The sequence below is a fragment of the Bacteroides sp. 11BF genome, from assembly GCF_019633765.1.
Classification (GTDB): Bacteria; Bacteroidota; Bacteroidia; order Bacteroidales; family Bacteroidaceae; genus Bacteroides; species Bacteroides hominis.
The window spans coordinates 149,307-167,153 of sequence record NZ_JAFKPJ010000006.1 but is presented as its reverse complement, the minus strand read 5'-3'; the positions used below and the strand labels follow the sequence as shown (position 1 = coordinate 167,153).

13 protein-coding genes are annotated in these 17,847 nt (G+C 43.8%); 5 read left to right on the top strand and 8 right to left on the bottom strand.

Annotation, left to right across the window (positions count from 1 at the left end; all coding sequences use genetic code 11):
- Nucleotides 1-21: 21 nt before the first annotated feature.
- The 6 genes from JZY04_RS08325 to JZY04_RS08305 form a co-directional block, all read right to left on the bottom strand.
- Nucleotides 22-1,731 (bottom strand): RagB/SusD family nutrient uptake outer membrane protein, encoded by a 1,710-nt coding sequence (locus JZY04_RS08325; protein WP_122142214.1) that lies wholly within the window; start codon nt 1,729-1,731, stop codon nt 22-24.
- Nucleotides 1,731-5,036, bottom strand: coding sequence for a TonB-dependent receptor (locus tag JZY04_RS08320; RefSeq protein WP_234185316.1), 3,306 nt, complete (start codon nt 5,034-5,036; stop codon nt 1,731-1,733). The genes JZY04_RS08325 and JZY04_RS08320 overlap by 1 nt, the downstream gene beginning before the upstream one ends.
- 253 nt (nt 5,037-5,289) lie before the next feature.
- Complete coding sequence (locus JZY04_RS21260) at nt 5,290-5,493, bottom strand: DUF4974 domain-containing protein (RefSeq protein ID WP_255584434.1); 204 nt, start codon at nt 5,491-5,493, stop codon at nt 5,290-5,292.
- Nucleotides 5,453-6,292, bottom strand: coding sequence for a FecR family protein (locus tag JZY04_RS08315; protein ID WP_255584433.1), 840 nt, complete (start codon nt 6,290-6,292; stop codon nt 5,453-5,455). The genes JZY04_RS21260 and JZY04_RS08315 overlap by 41 nt, the downstream gene beginning before the upstream one ends.
- A gap of 65 nt (nt 6,293-6,357) precedes the next feature.
- Nucleotides 6,358-6,906, bottom strand: a complete 549-nt coding sequence (locus JZY04_RS08310) for an RNA polymerase sigma-70 factor (RefSeq protein ID WP_022012286.1) — start codon at nt 6,904-6,906, stop codon at nt 6,358-6,360.
- A 132-nt stretch (nt 6,907-7,038) separates the two neighbouring features.
- Entirely contained in the window at nt 7,039-9,120 is a 2,082-nt protein-coding gene (locus tag JZY04_RS08305; protein ID WP_181996330.1) for a VapE domain-containing protein, read from the bottom strand.
- A 329-nt stretch (nt 9,121-9,449) separates the two neighbouring features.
- Between JZY04_RS08305 and JZY04_RS08300 the strand changes: the two genes are divergently transcribed.
- Nucleotides 9,450-10,070, top strand: coding sequence for an HU family DNA-binding protein (locus JZY04_RS08300; RefSeq protein ID WP_005811523.1), 621 nt, complete (start codon nt 9,450-9,452; stop codon nt 10,068-10,070).
- Between the two features lie 86 nt (nt 10,071-10,156).
- Here the strand turns inward: JZY04_RS08300 and JZY04_RS08295 are convergent, their stop codons facing one another.
- Together JZY04_RS08295 and JZY04_RS08290 are read right to left on the bottom strand one after the other, a co-directional pair.
- Nucleotides 10,157-10,648 (bottom strand): hypothetical protein, encoded by a 492-nt coding sequence (locus JZY04_RS08295; protein WP_005811525.1) that lies wholly within the window; start codon nt 10,646-10,648, stop codon nt 10,157-10,159.
- Nucleotides 10,649-11,034: 386 nt separating this feature from the next.
- Nucleotides 11,035-13,560 (bottom strand): alpha/beta fold hydrolase, encoded by a 2,526-nt coding sequence (locus JZY04_RS08290; protein WP_122142217.1) that lies wholly within the window; start codon nt 13,558-13,560, stop codon nt 11,035-11,037.
- Between the two features lie 126 nt (nt 13,561-13,686).
- On the opposite strand from JZY04_RS08290, the gene JZY04_RS08285 reads away from it, so the two are divergent.
- From JZY04_RS08285 to JZY04_RS08270, 4 genes are all read left to right on the top strand, one after another.
- Nucleotides 13,687-14,247 carry an NUDIX hydrolase gene (locus JZY04_RS08285; RefSeq protein ID WP_044300916.1) on the top strand — a complete coding sequence of 187 codons (561 nt, stop codon included), beginning with the start codon at nt 13,687-13,689 and terminating at the stop codon, nt 14,245-14,247.
- Nucleotides 14,248-14,511: 264 nt separating this feature from the next.
- Nucleotides 14,512-15,534, top strand: coding sequence for a sensor histidine kinase (locus JZY04_RS08280; RefSeq protein WP_044300914.1), 1,023 nt, complete (start codon nt 14,512-14,514; stop codon nt 15,532-15,534).
- An 8-nt stretch (nt 15,535-15,542) separates the two neighbouring features.
- Nucleotides 15,543-16,298 (top strand): LytTR family DNA-binding domain-containing protein, encoded by a 756-nt coding sequence (locus tag JZY04_RS08275; RefSeq protein ID WP_005782112.1) that lies wholly within the window; start codon nt 15,543-15,545, stop codon nt 16,296-16,298.
- Nucleotides 16,299-16,321: 23 nt separating this feature from the next.
- Nucleotides 16,322-17,827, top strand: coding sequence for a 4Fe-4S binding protein (locus JZY04_RS08270; RefSeq protein ID WP_044300912.1), 1,506 nt, complete (start codon nt 16,322-16,324; stop codon nt 17,825-17,827).
- Nucleotides 17,828-17,847 lie beyond the last annotated feature (20 nt).

The window sequence follows — 17,847 nt, the reverse complement described above, 5'->3', positions numbered from 1 at the left end:
CTTTTTTTGTTGTATTTGAAATTACCATCCCTCATTCTGGTCTAATGACGGATTATTTACTCTTTCACCTTCCGGAACAGGATATAAGTATCTTTTCTTTGTAAAGACACGTTCATTAAATACAGTCTGATAAGGCAATGGAATAATCTTAAATGTTTTTCCATCCTCTGATATACTGATCGAATGATGGGTTTTATTTAGTTCGGATATTGTTTCTTTACCATCCGCTTTTCCCCATCTCAGCAGGCTCCAGTAACGGTCACCCTCATGAACCAATTCTACCCTGCGTTCGCGTTTATACGCCTCCCAAGCTTCACTCAAGGACAAATCTTTGGAAAGAGCCGGCAAGCCGCCATGAATTGTACGGGTCTTATTGACATATTCAATGGCCGTTTCTATATCATTCAGTCGTAACATCACTTCAGCGTAGTTCAAGTAAGAACGTCCCAGACGCATAACAATCTGATGATAGTAAGTCGGATCTGAGTTCCATAAATTCCTACCAGTGTATACCCCTTTACGATAGATATATCCCGTCAATGCAGTTCCCCAGTCACTGCCTGTCTTACTGTCCCAATGCAAGTTACCCTTTTCACGCATCGTCACCAGACTATTGAAGTACTTGGAAGAGTCCTGTACAACAGTGGCATAAAAACGGTTATCTCTATTCCGGTATATCGCCTTTGATACATATCCTCCATTCTGTTGATACTCTTTATAGTAGCTACTTTCATCCCAGTTCTTTGCGTTTCCATCCGTATCTACCACTTCGTATTCATTGACTAAATCTACAGAAGGAAACATTCCGATCCAGCCTTCAAAGCTATCGACAAGTTTAGGATTGGCAAACTCCTTTAATTTATCATTGCTGATGTTAGGAACCAGATATTGCATCCACGTCCCGGCAAAAGTCGTATTATTTTCATGTCTCCACTGAGCCAGGATAACTTCATTCGAATTTAGCGCATAATCAAACTCATTAAAAAGCTTTTCATAATTCTTATCCAATTCATATATGCCCAAGGCAAAAAGATCTTCACTGGCTTTCTTTGCTGTAGCATAATATTCATTTTGTCCCGATTCAATGTAGGCAGCCCCATGCAACGCAACTTCCGCAATCAACGCATAAGCCGCTCCCCTGCTTAGCATACCTTGTTGGCTGGACAATGACACAGGCAAGTCAGGTGCTGCCTCCCTCAAATCTTTAAGGATAAAATCATAAGTCTCTTTAATCGTATTTGTTCTTGGCAGTTCCATGTTCTCCTCCGCATCAAGAACCCGATCCACAATCATTAATTTACCGAACAAGCGCGCACGAGTGAAATAGATCATAGCGCGCAACATTTTTGCCTGTGCTGTCAGATATTTCCTGTCTTGTTCTATAAATGTTTCATTTTCTTCCATCTTCTGAATGGTCAGGTTACATTTACGGATTTGCCCATACACATTCCATCCGGCATCATGATAACGATCTATCTGTTCCTTATTCACGTTCGAAGCGTTGCCATCGTCCTGTATCACATCATTATCCGTCCATTTATCATCCCAGATCAGCTTTCCAGTCGCATCGTTCAGCGTTGGATACAAAAAAGCCTGTGCCAGTTGCGGACTGCTCCATACATCGTTCTCTGAGAACTTATCCAACGGACCTTTGTCTAAAATATCACTGCAAGCAGAACATCCCCAAATAAGGGATAATGCTATTATTACATTTATCTTTTTCATAATCATTAAAATCCAATTGTTACACCTAAAGAATAAACACGTTGCACCGGATAGCCTCCCCTTGTTGAAGCTGTTTCCGGATCGAAATAATCCATGACATCCGATATCGTAAACAAGTTTGTACCCGTAATATTGGCTCTACAAGTATTCAACCATTTTACCCTCCGCAACAATTTATATTTAAAATCATATTCTAACGTCAAATTTTTCAAGCGTAGGAATGAAGCGTTCTTGACCCAGAAAGTAGAAGCAGCCTGATTGTTCGAACCATTGGCCGACGCCTCCAAAGAGATTCTGGGAAAAGTGGCATCTCTATTGTCTTCACGCCAATAATCCAGTTGATAATCATTCAGCACCCATATAGCTTCATTTTTCTTAGTCGTGACCCCAAATTCCATATTACGTTTTCCTGTTCCATATAGCAATCCTGACAAAGTGAATCCTTTGTAACCCAAAATAAAATCGAAACCGTAAGTGAAATGAGGAGCTGTCGGCATTCCCCAACGCACCTGGTCCTCTCCATCTATTTTACCATCGCCATTAATATCTTCGTAGGCAATATCACCTAATTTAGTAGCAGAAGACTGCAATCTCCGTGGTAATCCGAGTACTTGTTCCGGAGTTTGATACAGTCCGTTATTCATATACATAATGCCATAGTAATCTGTCTGATGCGTATTACGTTTATATGGATTTTTCAGATCAGACAATGATTCACCTTGGTTTTTAACGTACAGATTATTATAATAGGTCATATTTGTACCAACTTCGTAATAGAAATCAGATCCTATCTTATCATCCCATCTCAAGGAGACTTCAAAACCTTCCCGACGATGTTCATTCTCCGACTTTATTTGAGGAAGAGACGTTCCTAAGGGAACTACATATCGGTCTGCCGGACTAACCAGTCCCCCTTTGGTAACATAAAAGAAATAATCGACAGAACCTTTCAGGTGGTGATTAAAGAAAGCGGCATCAACGCCATAATTCAAAGAATTACGGGTATACCAACTTAACAGTTCCGGTGAAACCAAAGCCCCTTCATTGAAACCGGACTGCAAATTGCCGCCAATACAAATCGCGTTTTCAGCCAAGCTGTAAGTTGACAAATAGCCAAATCGGTTTACACCCGCTTCTGTTCCGGTTTGTCCATAAGAACCGCGCAGTTTCAAAAGATTTACATTCTTCAGGTTGAGACTTTTAAAGAACGGCTCTTCCGTGATATCCCAAGCCAATGCAACAGAAGGGAAGAAGCCCCAACGATGTCCAGGTGCAAAATTGTCGGACCCGTCATAACGGAAACTTCCTTCGATATAATACCGGCTGTCAAAGTCGTACTTCAAACGTCCGACGAGTCCCATACGTCCTCCTTCATCCGAATTACCGGAATTTTGCATGCCAATACTTGAACCGGCAAATAACTGATCTACAGTGGCAGACAGATAGTCTTTGCGTGAAGCCCAGAAGTAGCTTCCATTACTTTCGGATACAGTAAATACAGCCTTCGCATCTATAGTATGCTTCTCTGCAAAAGTCTGTGTATAAGCTGCGTTCAGCTCAAGACTGTACGAATCTCCGAAGTAAGCTTCTTCTTTCAATGACGGCTTGGTCACAACAACCAATGTTCCATCCTGATTATATTGGGGAGCACGGGCTGAAAGTCCCTTGACATGGCTGGAGTTCAAACGATAGTTCAACATGGTTCCAAGCGACAGACCTTTCACCCAAGGCAATGTCCAGTCGGCAACAAACTGAGTATTGACATATAACCCGTCATTCTTATCATATCCCGAACGTTCGTCCATCTCCATCAAAGGATGATCGGATATGGAGCTTAAGGTTCCATCCTGATTATACGCCAACTCCAGCGGCTGTTTATTATTTAAATGATCCCAGATGGTATTGGCACTAAACGAAGGGTACTTCTTTTTTTCGTATGCAGCATTAATATTTACCGCCACTTTAAGACCAATTTCTTCAAAAGTAGTATTTACGTTACTTCGCAAATTATATCTTGAATAGTTCAGTGCATCAGACTTGTACAAACTACCTTGCTCAAAAGTACCCAATGAAATGTAATAATTAATATCTTTACGGTTGCCTGTCATCGACAAAGAATGCCTGTACTCGGGCGCAAAGTTCTTCAACCCTAAATCAAACCAGTCTGTATTGGGATATTTCAAAGGATCGGACTGATTACGGATAATATCCATCTCTTCTTTGCTATACGTATAGTATTCTCCATATCCATCAGCCATTGCTGCTTGATTTTGCACATTGGCATAAGTATAAGAATCGATTTTATCAGACAAAACTGTGGGCTGGCTAAACTGTGCATTGAAAGTATACACGATAGAAGTTTTTCCTTTTCTTCCTTCCTTGGTTTTAACCATGATGATACCATCGGCCGCCCGAGAACCATAAACCGCCAATGAAGCCGCATCTTTCAAAACCGACAGACTCTCTATATCATTGGGATTCAAAGTTTGAAACTCCCAATCATCCGTACTGATTACCCCATCAATGACATATAATGGCTTGCCACCACCACGGATAGACAGGGAAGGAACGCTTCCGGGTTCGCCGCCCGAATTCTGAACGATAACGCCTGTCACACGTCCTTGCAAAACAGAAGTTACATTGGCAAACGGGAGATCCTGTAACTTTTCTCCCTTTACGGCAGTAACGGCGGCCACCATCTTTTTAGCCGAGGTCGCACCGTAACCGATCACGATGACTTCATCCAATACCTTTGTATCTTCCGTCAATTTTATGATCACATGATTTTTACCATTCACAGGCACGGTCTGGCTTACATAGCCGATATAAGAGACAGTCAACAAAGCTTTATCCGCTACTTCCAAGCTAAATTTACCTTCAATATCAGTAATGACTCCATTGGTTGTTCCTTTTTCCTGTACACTGGCACCAATGACCGCTTCTCCATTATTGTCCACCACCGTTCCAGTTACTTTTCTTCCGGTCTGCCGCGATACATCAGCTTCGCTGACCTTTTTGGAAAATACGATGTAATTATTAGTATGCTCGTACTTCAGATTCGTATTCCGCAAAAGTTCGTTCAGCATTTCGCTTACTTTAGCCTTCTTCTTTGAAAACAGGATTTTGGTTTTCACATCCAGTTCACGACTACTATAAACCACTAAATAATCCGTCTGTTTCTCTATCTCCGCAAACAGTGTCTCTACCGTCACAGAATTAGAGGATAGTTCTATTACTGCATTTTGCGCTTTGCCATTGGAGGCTAACAACTGGAAAACGCAGAAAAACATCATAAACACAGCTACTTTCATAATATTTAACGTCCTACTATGTATTTTTAGGCACAAAAGATGTGCTAACAAAGGTTCTATTTTCATATCTTTGTTTCCGATTAAGTTAATAATTTCTGAATTTTTGAAAGGGTTTGGAATACGTATTACTTAATAACCCGGGTTGGCAGGTGTTGACGCATCTGCCGACCTTTCTTTATTAAGATCATACATAATTAAGAAAAATCTTTTATGTTTTCATATCTTCTTTGATTTTATAGGTTCGACAATAAGGTTAACGATATAAAATGATTTCATTCGTATCTTCTTTCTGTTCTATCTTGAACGGATGAATTTTCTGGATGATGCGCAAGACTTCCATCACACCATCACGTTGACGAAATTTTCCGGTGTATTCATATTCAAGGATGGAAGGATTCTTGACAAGTATTCTCACATCATAATAGAGTTCCAGCTTTTTCAGTATATCNCACATCATAATAGAGTTCCAGCTTTTTCAGTATATCTTTCAGTTTTTGTTTATCAAAAGCATAGAGCCCTTCTTTCCAGATAATAGGATTCTTATCAATGGAACTTATAAGAAAACGTCCATTATCCTCTGTCAATTGCTGATTGGGCTTCAATATAACCCCTTGTCGCTCACATTCGGGACGGTATATGCGTACAGAGCCTTCAAGTAAAGCTACCGCTAACTCCTCTTTAGGATAATTAAATACATTAAACTGGGTTCCAAGTGCTTTTACATCTACCTTTCCCGTCGATACAATGAAAGGCTTATTCCCCTTCGCAACCTCAAAAAACGCTTCTCCAGTCAGTTTGACACGCCGTTCGTCACCAAACACTGACGGATAACTAAGAGTTGAGCCTGCATTGACCCATACCTTACTCCCATCCGGCAGCAGGATATGCGCACGCTGTCCAGCCGGAACCGATAATTCCTGGGCAACAACAGGCTGAAGTATATCCGTACCGACGAACGAGAAAGTAATCCACCAAGTGGAAACGATGCACACAAAGACAATTGCCGCATAACGTAAAAAATAAAAAAACAATCTTTTCCTTTTTTCCGCCTGCCGTGCTTCCATAAAGCACTTTAGGCTCTCCCTACCTAATAATTCGTTTTTCTCCTGCGGATGAAGATTCATCAGCGATTGCAAATGTTGATACTTCATCATCTCGCTTTTCAATTCCTGATCGGAAAAGGCTTTCTGCAATAAGGCTTTTCGTTCTTCCTTACTGAGTTCTCCTGCATAATATTTAATAATTTGACTATTCATATTGCATCTGTTCTATATGGTAAACGAAGCAAAAGAAAAAATCCGCCAAAAGGAAATAAAAAAAATCAGGAAATAGCAAACAAAAATATGAATAGAGGCAGGCAGTCCTTCAATTCTTCACGCAATTTCTTGTAAGCAATGCCCATCTGCGACTCTACGGTATTGATAGACAAATTCAATTCTTCTGCAATTTCTTTTTGCTTTTTCCCTTCCAGCTTATTCATTATAAAAATGTCGCGACATCGTTCCGGAAGTTTCTGAAGTGCACTGTTCAATAGCTCCCCTATATCGGTTTCATCCGAAAACTGCGTATTGAATATCTCCAGAGAATCATATTTCATCCGAAGTTCCATATCAAATTCATCTTGCATTTCCTGTGCGGTTTCTTGTTCAAGAACCCATTTGCGCAAATAGTCCAAACATCTGTTTTTGATGGAAGTAAAAAGATAAGCAGTCAGATTGGTATATGCATCCATTAAATCGCGCCTCTCGTACAGGTGCAAAAAAACGTCTTGAACAATATTTTCAGCATCACTTTCAGAAGTAACGTATTCGCGTGCAAAATATTTCGCACGCGAATACCATGTTATGTAAAATTGTTCGAAGTCTATCATAGTAATTAATATGTCATAGAGTTGAATGCAAATATAGCTGTTTATTTGTTAATAATGCACGTCGGCATCCAATTCCATCCAATGCGCTAAGCCAACAAGCATATAAATGCCGGAATTTAAAGCTCAATCCCTTTACAACTCCACCACACAATAGAAATTCCCGTTTTTCATTTTCCTGCAAGGCACTCCCAGCTTACGAAGTATTCTGCCAAAATGCACTATCTTCGTAGCCGACAGTTTAAAGCCGCTTTTCTTTTGTATGCGTCCTAAAATATCGACTGCGAGCAGGGTTTCACACTTTTCTCCCTCGCCGGCAGAGCGGAAATACTGTTGAAAGAGCTGTTCAACCGGAGTTTGCAGTTCAAATTCCTGATTGCTCTCCGTCAAAATGGCCTCTTCCTCGGGAGAGAAATAAAAGCGCTCACCGTCACGGAGCTCCCGCACTGCCTGCGCATAGAGTTGCGGATAGTTGATGACAGCATCATTACGGATTCTGCCGGTGATATTGATACAGATAAAACGGCGGCTTCCCGAAGGATCGGAAAGCAAATCGCTATGATTGCTGGTCGCTATGAACGAAGCATAACGCTTCAACTCGCGGACAGCCGCCTCGTTGGGCTTACGCACATTAAGCACCGGTTTCTGGAGTATATGTTTCAAGAAGCCTTGATGATTGACACTTACCTGATCGAACTCGTCAATATTGATCAGCATGAAGCGGTTGAGATAAAGCTCGGCATCGCGTTTCCGGCTGAAGTCAATGCTGTCGGTATAATAGGCTCTCAAATCAGGCGGCAGGATATTGCGGCAATAAGTGGATTTGCCGCATCCCTGCGAACCGATCAACAGGGGTGAAACGGAGTTGGCATACTGCTTGTCATTTCCTTTCCAGTGGGCCACCATTGCGAGAAACCAGCGATGGAAGAAGTCGGGCCAATGCGAATTGTCGCAAGGCACGTAGCGGGCTAACGCCCGAATGCGGTCTTTTCCATCCCAACGGGGCAAGCCATACAAAAAGTCGGTAACAGGTGAATAGACCGGCACACGTTCGGAGTTAATCCAGCGTTTCACATCCCTGTCCCAAAGTTCAAGCCCTTCGCTGATAGCATTTACCGCAATTGTATTGAGCACCCGGTCCGTCACCGGACGAAAATCGAAACAAAACGTCTTTCGTTCACGATATTCCACCACTCCGGCCAGTATGTTATAGCGAAACTCATAACGTCTGCCCATAAACTCGTCGGTACGTACGGCCATGGTCTGCTTGAGAGAAATGCAAGGATTACTTCCGAATCGCTTCTCAACGGCATACACATTGTGAACCGTCTCACGTATCAGTATTTCGGACACTTTACCCCGGAAATGCATCAGCGTCCAACCCACTACCTCTTCTTCGGGGATTCCCGAACGAAAACAGTTCCGGGTCAGTTCCACGATCAAAGATTTAGAATCCTCCTCCCGGTCGCAGCCTACCGTATTAAGAGCTTCATACAGTGAAGTTTCAAACAATGTCGAGATAATTTCGCTCCGTTCGTAACCGGGCATCATACGCTGCAAAGGATCAGTTTCCGCCTCCACTGTTTCGCGGTAGGTAACTTCACCGGGCATCGACAAAGGTTGCTCCAGGCGAATGGGGTAGGCATCCGGATTGAAATAGAGCCCCGGATCGAATGAATACCGGCAACTCTGTTCCGGCACCGGATTCTCAAGCGTAACATCCCGGTGTTCCGCCAAAAGCTGCCCTCTGTAAAAGTTCACCGCCCACTGGTAGGCATGAGCATGAAAAAATCCGGCTTCCTCTACGGTTACGGGCAATGAACCGTCGGGACGTAGGAAAGGCACGAGTATCTTTATACTCCGGCCGCTTGAACCGACAAAGGCAATCATCGTCTGAGGCAGTCCGGACAGCTTGTCACGCAAGCGTGCAGCCTCTTCCACTCCGGTGAATCCCTTCACACTCAGAAGTACCAATCCATGATAAGCCTTCATCACCGATATTTCTTTACTCTTGCCCAGTTCCACCGAAAAAAGGATACGGGGCAGTTTGTCCACCGCCGTGACATGTCCACTTCCACCCGAAAACTTCAGTGTCCGACGTAAAGCACTCACGGGGCAGGTTTTGGTTTCGGTTTTCATATTCTCCAACACAGTTTCGAGTTTCACCGTACGTTGTGCTACGACAGTTTCTTCCTTTCGGATCAGGGTTATTTTCATGGTTTTTCCGGTTTTTTATAGAATGGTAAAGATACTCTTTCTTACCGGATAAAGCAAGCAGATCATCGCAAATAAATCAATTATATTTAATAACAAACAAGAGGAGTATTACTTGTTTTCACGATAAATATTATGTATCTTTATAGGAGCATTATCCAAGCCCGGACAGCGGGACTCATGGGCCCGCATCCCCGGGCTGACAAGCCTGCATACCGAGGCTAATGAGCCCGGGGATGCGGGCTCAGGTAAAGAACAAAGGAAAAAGGCTAAAACAAAGAAAGAAAAACCAATAAACAAATAACTATCAACAATTAAAAACTAAACAAATTATGGCAGCACGTTATGATTTCAGAGAAGTTCCTTCTAAAAAAGAGAACGGAGAGGAACCCAAGCTTTATCCCCACATCATTTCGAGTGGAACCATCCGGACACGCACCATTCTTGAAGAAATTTCGGAAGCCTCCACCTTCACAGTAGGCGACCTGGAAGGAGTGCTCTGTGCCCTGACAGAAAAAATCTCCAAATATCTGGTGGACGGATACCATGTGGAGTTGGGCAAGATCGGCTATTTCTCGGCAAGCCTGAAGGCAACGCATCCGGTGAAAGATAAAAAAGAGATCCGCGCACAATCCATTTACTTCGACAACATTAATTTCAGGGCTTCGATGTGGTTTCGCAGACACACCAAGGGCTATGTGGAACGTGCCGGCAAATACGGTTCAAGAAGCTCGTCACAGCTCAGCGAAGAAGAAAAGCTTTTTCGACTGGAAAGGTATCTAAATGAAAATGCTTTTATCACCCGTTCGGACTACACCCGACTGACCGGAAGACTGAAAAATAAAGCGTTGGAAGATCTACACCGATTTGTAGATCAGGGAATTATCGAACCCAAAGGGCGAGGAAGCCTACTGGTATTTATCAAAAAATCGCCTTCCAAAGAGGAAATTTAGCGGGTGGAAGATGGAAGATGAGGGTGGAAGATAAACGGCTAAAAAACCGCATCTTCCACCCTATTAGTTTTCTACGAATCAGACAGTTATCTTTTAAAAGGTGGAAGATGGAAGATCGAAATGCATTTTTTGTATGAGAGGAGGATTTTCTTCATGAAAGCGGCAAACTTCGATTCCTCGTTTATTGGGTCTGTATCCTGAATTTCAGTATCTCCCATGGAGACCAGCATTGCCGCAAGCCTCTCCTCTATCGATTCAAAGAGTTTTGACTGTTTGGAAACACATTCATTCAGCAGTTCGGTTTGCTTTTCCAGCAAACGGATCTTTTCTAATGCATTAGCATATAATTTCGCGATTATCTCGACATTTTCAAAGGTGATGGCACAACCGTAGTCTTTTCCTGCTTCAGCCGGAAGACTATGCAATTTAATAAAATCACACACGCTGTCATCATTCAATAACAAAGTGTAGTTTACGTAAGTGAAAGTAATTTCAGGAAGTTCCGACCAAGAGAGAACGTCTTTTACCGTAGTCTCGTATTTTTCGGCAGCTTGCCGTAGAGTAATCCAATTAGCCATACAGGGAGAAAAGATTAAAGTTAAAATAATCTACCCTGCACGGTTTCTTGAATGTGATTATATGAAAAGGTACGGGGCATTACTCATCCAATGGATTAGGTATGTAGCGGCACCCCGACACATGGATAAGTAAGCCCGTACCAATACAGATACAGGCTGCACTCATCCGGTGTGTCTTATAAATCGCTACATTTTAATCCACCGAAGAGAACTGCGTATTTATGGGCATAAAAATGTTTATGCCAACCATAGTTCTACTGCAAAGATACGTTTTTTCTGAACAAAACAACAAACAATAATGAATGTTTTTCAGAAAAGCATTTATCTATCTGCAAGAAGATTATGCGGATGGCAGGATATGTTCAATCAAACGCAACCTAACTTTACTATTCATTTACCACAAACTGTCTGATCTGGCAGGCCGTACCCTTACTTTGCGGATGATGATCTTTTGACATCCTGAGCATCAGACGATGTTTGCCTTTCGGCAACTCCGTATCGAACATATATACCCAAGGAATATACAGTCCGCCGCTCCAAGCCGTAAACGTATCCAACTTTTTAAACGGAGCACCGTCGACACTATATTCCAGAATCCCGGCAGCCGGACCACTTACACAGAAGATACCGACAGCCGTCCCTTCAAAGTCGAGTGTCAGTTTCGCTCCGGGACGATCGGTTTCAAGCATGGGCACATCGACAAAGCCCGGACGCGTTTCGGCAATAAGGCGCGGAGTCCACGAAGGGACTAACTGCCAGCCTTTATTTATATGAGCTTGCCGGATGTCGACCAACTTACCATTTGTATAACTATATCCGTCCAGTGGCACGGCAGGAAGCACATGAGGCTTGACGGCAGTTCCGGCAGCAACACAAGAAGCATACATTTCATCGAGCACCTTATTTATCGTAGCCGCATAATAAGCATGCCCCAAAGGTTTGGGATGCGTACCGCCAAACTGTTCCCAAGTGAATTCACCTTCCCGCATACGGGCGGCGATTTCTGTAGCGAGGTTGACGGAAGGGATCAGATAATGGTTCGCCACCCGTTCGTGATTCAGAATCACATCGGGCATCTGACCTCCGTCCAGTTTCGGGATAAAAGGATCGTAGATAAAATGCAGCATCATGATATCCATAGACGGATTGGAAAGCAAAGCATGGCGTACGATACCTTCCATTCCTCTTACCTGCTCAATGGCATTAAAGCCGTTGGTATCATCGTTCACCGCCGCTTCCACAAAAAGCAGATCGACTTTGGCCTTGGACAACACATCGTCCGCCAAGCGGAATGCTCCGGGCGTACTGCCCGTAGAAGGAATCCCGGCATCGATAAAGGTAAACTTTGTATAAGGGAAACGCTGCTTCAAATCTTCACAAATCATATCCCTCCATCCCTTCATTTCTGTGATGGAACCTCCCAGAAAAGCAACCGTACCAACACGTTCTTTCTCAAACATCTGATACGAGTTACGATAGTCCCCTCTTAATGTATAGCATTGTTTGGCTTCATAACCCGGCTGATGGCGGATAATAAAGTCGACCACCGGAGCAGGATCTGACAAACTATGCGGATGATGATCCACTCCTGGTTTCAAGATAAGTTCGAATGGAGCCCCCATGGCTGTATATCGTTGGCGGACAATAGCCGAGTTCTCTGAAAACGGCACTACCTTGTCACTGTCTCCACATACACAGATCACCGGAATCCTCGCATCCGCCAAAGGTTTCAGCCGGTCAATCGGATTACCGGAAAATGAATTCATCTGATCATCCGTCAGCCCCCATTCCTCTAACAGACCTTTCCATAGTCCGGCATTCTCAGGCGAACGTCCCGGCCAACTGAATACGTTACAAACCGGAGCGTCCACATAGATACAGGCCACTTTATCCGGATGATCGGCCGCCCAATTATAAGCAAACAGACCTCCACGACTGAAACCCTCAAGCGTTACTTTGGGAGATAGTCCATACATACGTACCATATTCCAATAAAAATCAGTACCGGACTTCCGGGCACGGGGACTTCCATAAAGATGAGTCAGATCATAATATGCCACATGAAAACCACGCCTCAACAATTCTTCATCAACTGAAGCAAAAGCACCGAAAAAAGCAGGACGCCAGATCCAGGGATTGCCGGTTGCCGCATCTTTCGGGCAGACAACAATAGCCTCCCGATCCTGATAAGCAAAAGTATATTGATCGAACCCTTTCCATTTACCTTTAAGTCCCGGGAAGGGTTGAGAAACATGTGCCGGTGGTTCCTCGCCGGTCAGTTGCCGGTAAATGGCCTGTGCAATACGGACAGCAGCTTTTTCGTTGGGATGTACGTTGTCGGCAAAACACTCTTTCATCCCCGTTAACGGAGTATGCAGATCGATTACTTTCAATCCGTATTTGGCAGCCAACCGGTTGATAACCGGCATCACTCCATGAACAATGATACTATCATTGATGCCCCACTGGACAGCGTATGCGGGAATAGGATAACATAAATAAATTTCCGGCTTCGACGGTAATGCCCGAAGCGTTCGGATCATCGTCTCCATATCTTTCTTAAAATCGGATTTATATCGCCAGTTCTGAGGTTTCGTATCATTGGTCCCCAATTTAATAGTCACAATATCGGGATTATAGTCCAATGCTTGCCGATAGCGCTCTTCCTTCATATAGGGATTGTCCCCTTTCATCAGCATGGTGCGGGCACTGACTCCAAAGTTCCGGACCTCATAACCGTCGCCCAACATCTGCCCCAGCACAGCGGGATAGCTGTCTTTAGCAGGATTACGTGTACCTACACCATATGTGATACTATTACCGATACAGGCTATTTTAATAACCTTTTTTTGTGCTGCTACATATTGCACGGCAATAAAAAGCAGGAATAAAGAGATGATTGCGTTTTTCATTATTCTGTTAGTTTATCCGCCCCAAAGATACACAACGGTTTTTAAACCCAAAAAGATACGTATGAAAACAATTGTTCCTGACAATTATTCTAATTACCTTTGCCAGCAACCGCTATCAATAAAACAATGGAAACAAAAGACGAAGCCTGGCAAGTAGTCAGCAGCAAATATCTATTTCGCCGCCCGTGGTTGACCGTACGGTGCGACGATATGCTTTTGCCTAACGGCAATCATATCCCGGAGTACTACATCCTTGAGTATCCCGACTGGGTGAACACTATCGCCATCACCAGAGAAGGAAAGTTTGTATTTGTCCGCCAGTTCCGACCGGGAATCGGCAAACAGCTATATGAACTTTGTGCGGGTGTATGCGAGAAAGAGGATGCATCACCGCTTGTTTCGGCACAACGTGAACTGCTGGAAGAAACCGGATACGGCAATGGTAACTGGCAGGAATATATGGTGATTTCGGCCAATCCAAGCACACATACCAATCTGACTCACTGCTTTCTGGCAACGGATGTAGAACGAGTAGACATACAACATCTGGAAGATACGGAGTCACTTACAGTGCATCTGCTCACCTTTGAAGAAGTACAAGAACTCCTGCAAAGCAACCAAATCATACAGGCATTACATGCGGCACCGCTCTGGAAATACGTAGCAGAACAAAAACAAATGAAATAAAACAGTTGTCCGGGTAGGGAGTTTCTTATCGGCCGTTGTCTTTATAGAAAAGAACCTATAAAACCAACAAACTATATGAAAGAGTTTATGCTGATCACTTCCCTGCTTCTGTCATTCTGCATTCTCATTTTATGCAGAGACTACATTGTATTTATGCTGAAAAAATGAAAAAGTTTCGCTTTTATGCCTCTTTTTTCGTTTTGACATGACATAACAAATAAGGAATCATTATTTTGCTTTTCTTTGCATTAAGAAAAAAGCAAAATGGATTCCTTTGATAAATACATATCACGAAACCTCCCATTGGTCAGCCTGATCAGTGCGGTTTTCATTATATATCCCAACATAGCTTGCATTCCATGGGAGCTAAACTCTCTGAAACCATCGGACTACCTTGGTTTCTTTTCTTATTTTATATATCGCTTCCTTTTCTTTTGGGGAATGATCGGTTTTCTGATAAACTACAATCTGCGCCAGATACCGACAGCATTATTCCGCAAACGTCTGACCCACAATTTTCTGTTTGCACTGACCGGCTATCTGTTCTTCGCTTCCGTTTCGTACACCATTTCCTCGTATGGTTTCCATACTGACTTTCTGGGCAGTACCCTGATATCACAGTTCTTCACACTGTGCTTTTTATGTACACTGGTCGGATATATCTCTATGCTCTATACCCGGCAGAGAGAAAAAGAGCAGGAAATAGAACGTCTTCGTTTTGAGAACTTACAAAGTCGTTGTGACGCACTGGCCAACCAGGTAAACCCGCATTTCTTCTTTAACTCACTGAACGGAATATCTTCATTAATACGAAAAAAGAATGATGAAAACACGCTGATGTACGTCAATCAGCTATCTGATATCTTCCGGTACATCTTGCAAAGCGACCGGAAAGGGCTCGTCACGCTGAGAGAAGAACTGGAGTTCATCCAATCTTTCCAATACGTAATGGAGGTACGTTTTGCCAATAAACTGGTTTTTGCCATCGACGTAGCCGAAAGGCAAAAAGATTTGCTGACACTGCCTGTACTCTCACTACTTCCGTTAGTCGATAACGTCACCGTACACAACCGGATAGACAGCGAACACAAGATGGAGATCTCCATCCGGCTGAACGAGCAATCTGAACTGGTGGTGTCCAATCCCATTTACCCTAAACTATCCCCGCCCGACACAAACGGAACCGGACTAAGTAACTTGGAAAATCGATTCAATCTGTTAATGAATAAGCAAATCCGGGTGGAATCCGACGAAGAGACATTCCGGGTATATCTACCTCTAATATAGTAGTTGTTATGAAAGTACTGATTGTAGAAGACGAAACCGCTGCCTATGAAAACCTGACGGATATCCTCGCGGAGGTAGCCCCCGATATCCGGGTCATGGCCAATACAGAAAGTGTCACGCAGACTGTCGGATGGTTGCAGTCAAATCCGGCTCCGGATCTGATATTCATGGATATTCATTTATCAGACGGATCGGCCTTTGCCATTTTCGACAGAATAAAGCTGGAGACTCCTATTATATTTACAACGGCTTATGACCGATATGCCATCGAAGCTTTTAAAGTGAACAGCATAGACTATTTACTGAAACCTGTCAAGGTGGAGGATGTAGAACACGCACTGGAAAAATACAGCAAACTGACCCGACAGGACCTTTTGCAATATTTGGCACAACTGACGCAGCTGAAACCCGCACCCAAGTACAAAGACAAACTATTGATTGCACATAAAGACAAACTGCTCCCGGTGAGCATAAAAGAGATTTCTTATTTCTACGCAACCGGTAAAAACACATATGTATGCCTGAAGGACGGCAACTGTTATCCTTATTCCAAGACCTTGGAACAGATCGTCTCCTCACTCAATCCGACAGACTTTATCCGGGCTAACAAACAGTTTGTCATAGCCAGAGACAGCGTAACGGATATAACTATCTGGTTTGACAGCCGACTGCTCATCACACTCGATACCGAAGTGCCGGAACGTGTTTATGTCAGCAAAAACAAAGCATCGGAGTTTAAGACGTGGCTTGTAAACGATAAATAACAAACTCAATAAAAACAAACGCAATGATACGAAAAATCAGACTAACATGTGGCATCATCTGCCTGACACTGATCACCCTGCTGTTCCTTGATTTCACCGGAACACTGCACGGTTGGTTCGGCTGGCTGGCAAAAATCCAGTTCCTTCCTGCGATACTGGCATTGAACATAGGGGTAGTAGCCTTTTTAATAATTCTGACAGCCGTATTCGGACGAATCTACTGTTCGGTGATTTGTCCGCTCGGAGTATTCCAGGATGTGGCAGCCTGGGTTGGGAAAAGACGGAAAAAGTTGCCTTACTCCTATTCTCCGGCACTCTCTTCACTACGCTACGGGGCATTGGCTATATTCATCATTACCCTGATAGCAGGAGTTAGTTTCATCGCAACTTTGTTTGCTCCGTATAGTGCTTACGGACGTATTGCAAACAACCTGTTCCAACCCATCTGGTTATGGGGAAACAACCTGTTTGCTCATCTGGCGGAACGAATCGACAGTTATGCATTTTATGACGTCGAAGTCTGGATGAAAAGTCTGCCGACATTTATCATCGCTGCAGCGACTTTCGTCATCCTGATTCTGCTGGCATGGCGAAACGGGCGTACCTACTGTAATACCATCTGCCCTGTGGGGACAGTACTGGGATTTCTTTCACGCTATTCTTTATTCCGCGTCACGATTGATACGGATAAATGTAACGGGTGCGGACTGTGTGCACGCCATTGCAAAGCGGCATGCATCAACTCCAAAGAACATACGATAGACTACAGCCGTTGTGTGGCTTGCATGGACTGCCTTGGCAAATGCAAGCAGAAAGCGCTCAGTTACCAATTACGAACAAGCAAAACAGGATCACCACAAGTGAAGCAGAATGCTCCTCTGGCTTCATCCGGCCAAGTAAATGAAGCACGCCGCAACTTCCTGACCGTAACGACAATGGTAGCCGCAACATCGGCACTCAAAGCACAGGAGAAAAAAGTAGATGGCGGACTCGCCACCATAGAAGATAAAAAAATACCCAATCGGCAGACACCCATCACACCTCCCGGTTCGTTGAGTGCGCGTAATATGTCTGCACATTGCACGGCCTGCCAACTGTGTGTATCAGCCTGCCCCAATCAGGTATTGCGTCCTTCCACGAAACTGATGAACCTGATGCAGCCCGAAATGTCGTACGAACGCGGCTATTGTCGTCCGGAGTGTAACGATTGTTCCCAGGTATGTCCGGCAGGAGCAATCCGCCCTATCACGGTAGCCGACAAGTCTTCGACTCAAATCGGGCATGCGGTCTGGGTAAAAGCGAACTGCGTACCACTGACTGACGGGGTGGAATGTGGCAATTGTGCCCGTCATTGTCCGACAGGAGCCATTCAGATGATTCTATCCATACCGGACCAAACAGACTCTCCCAAAATACCGGCAATCAATACCGAACGTTGCATCGGTTGCGGAGCATGTGAAAATCTTTGCCCGGCACGCCCGTTCAGTGCCATCTATGTAGAAGGTCACGAAAGACACCGTATCATATAACACATCCCAAAAGCAGAAAC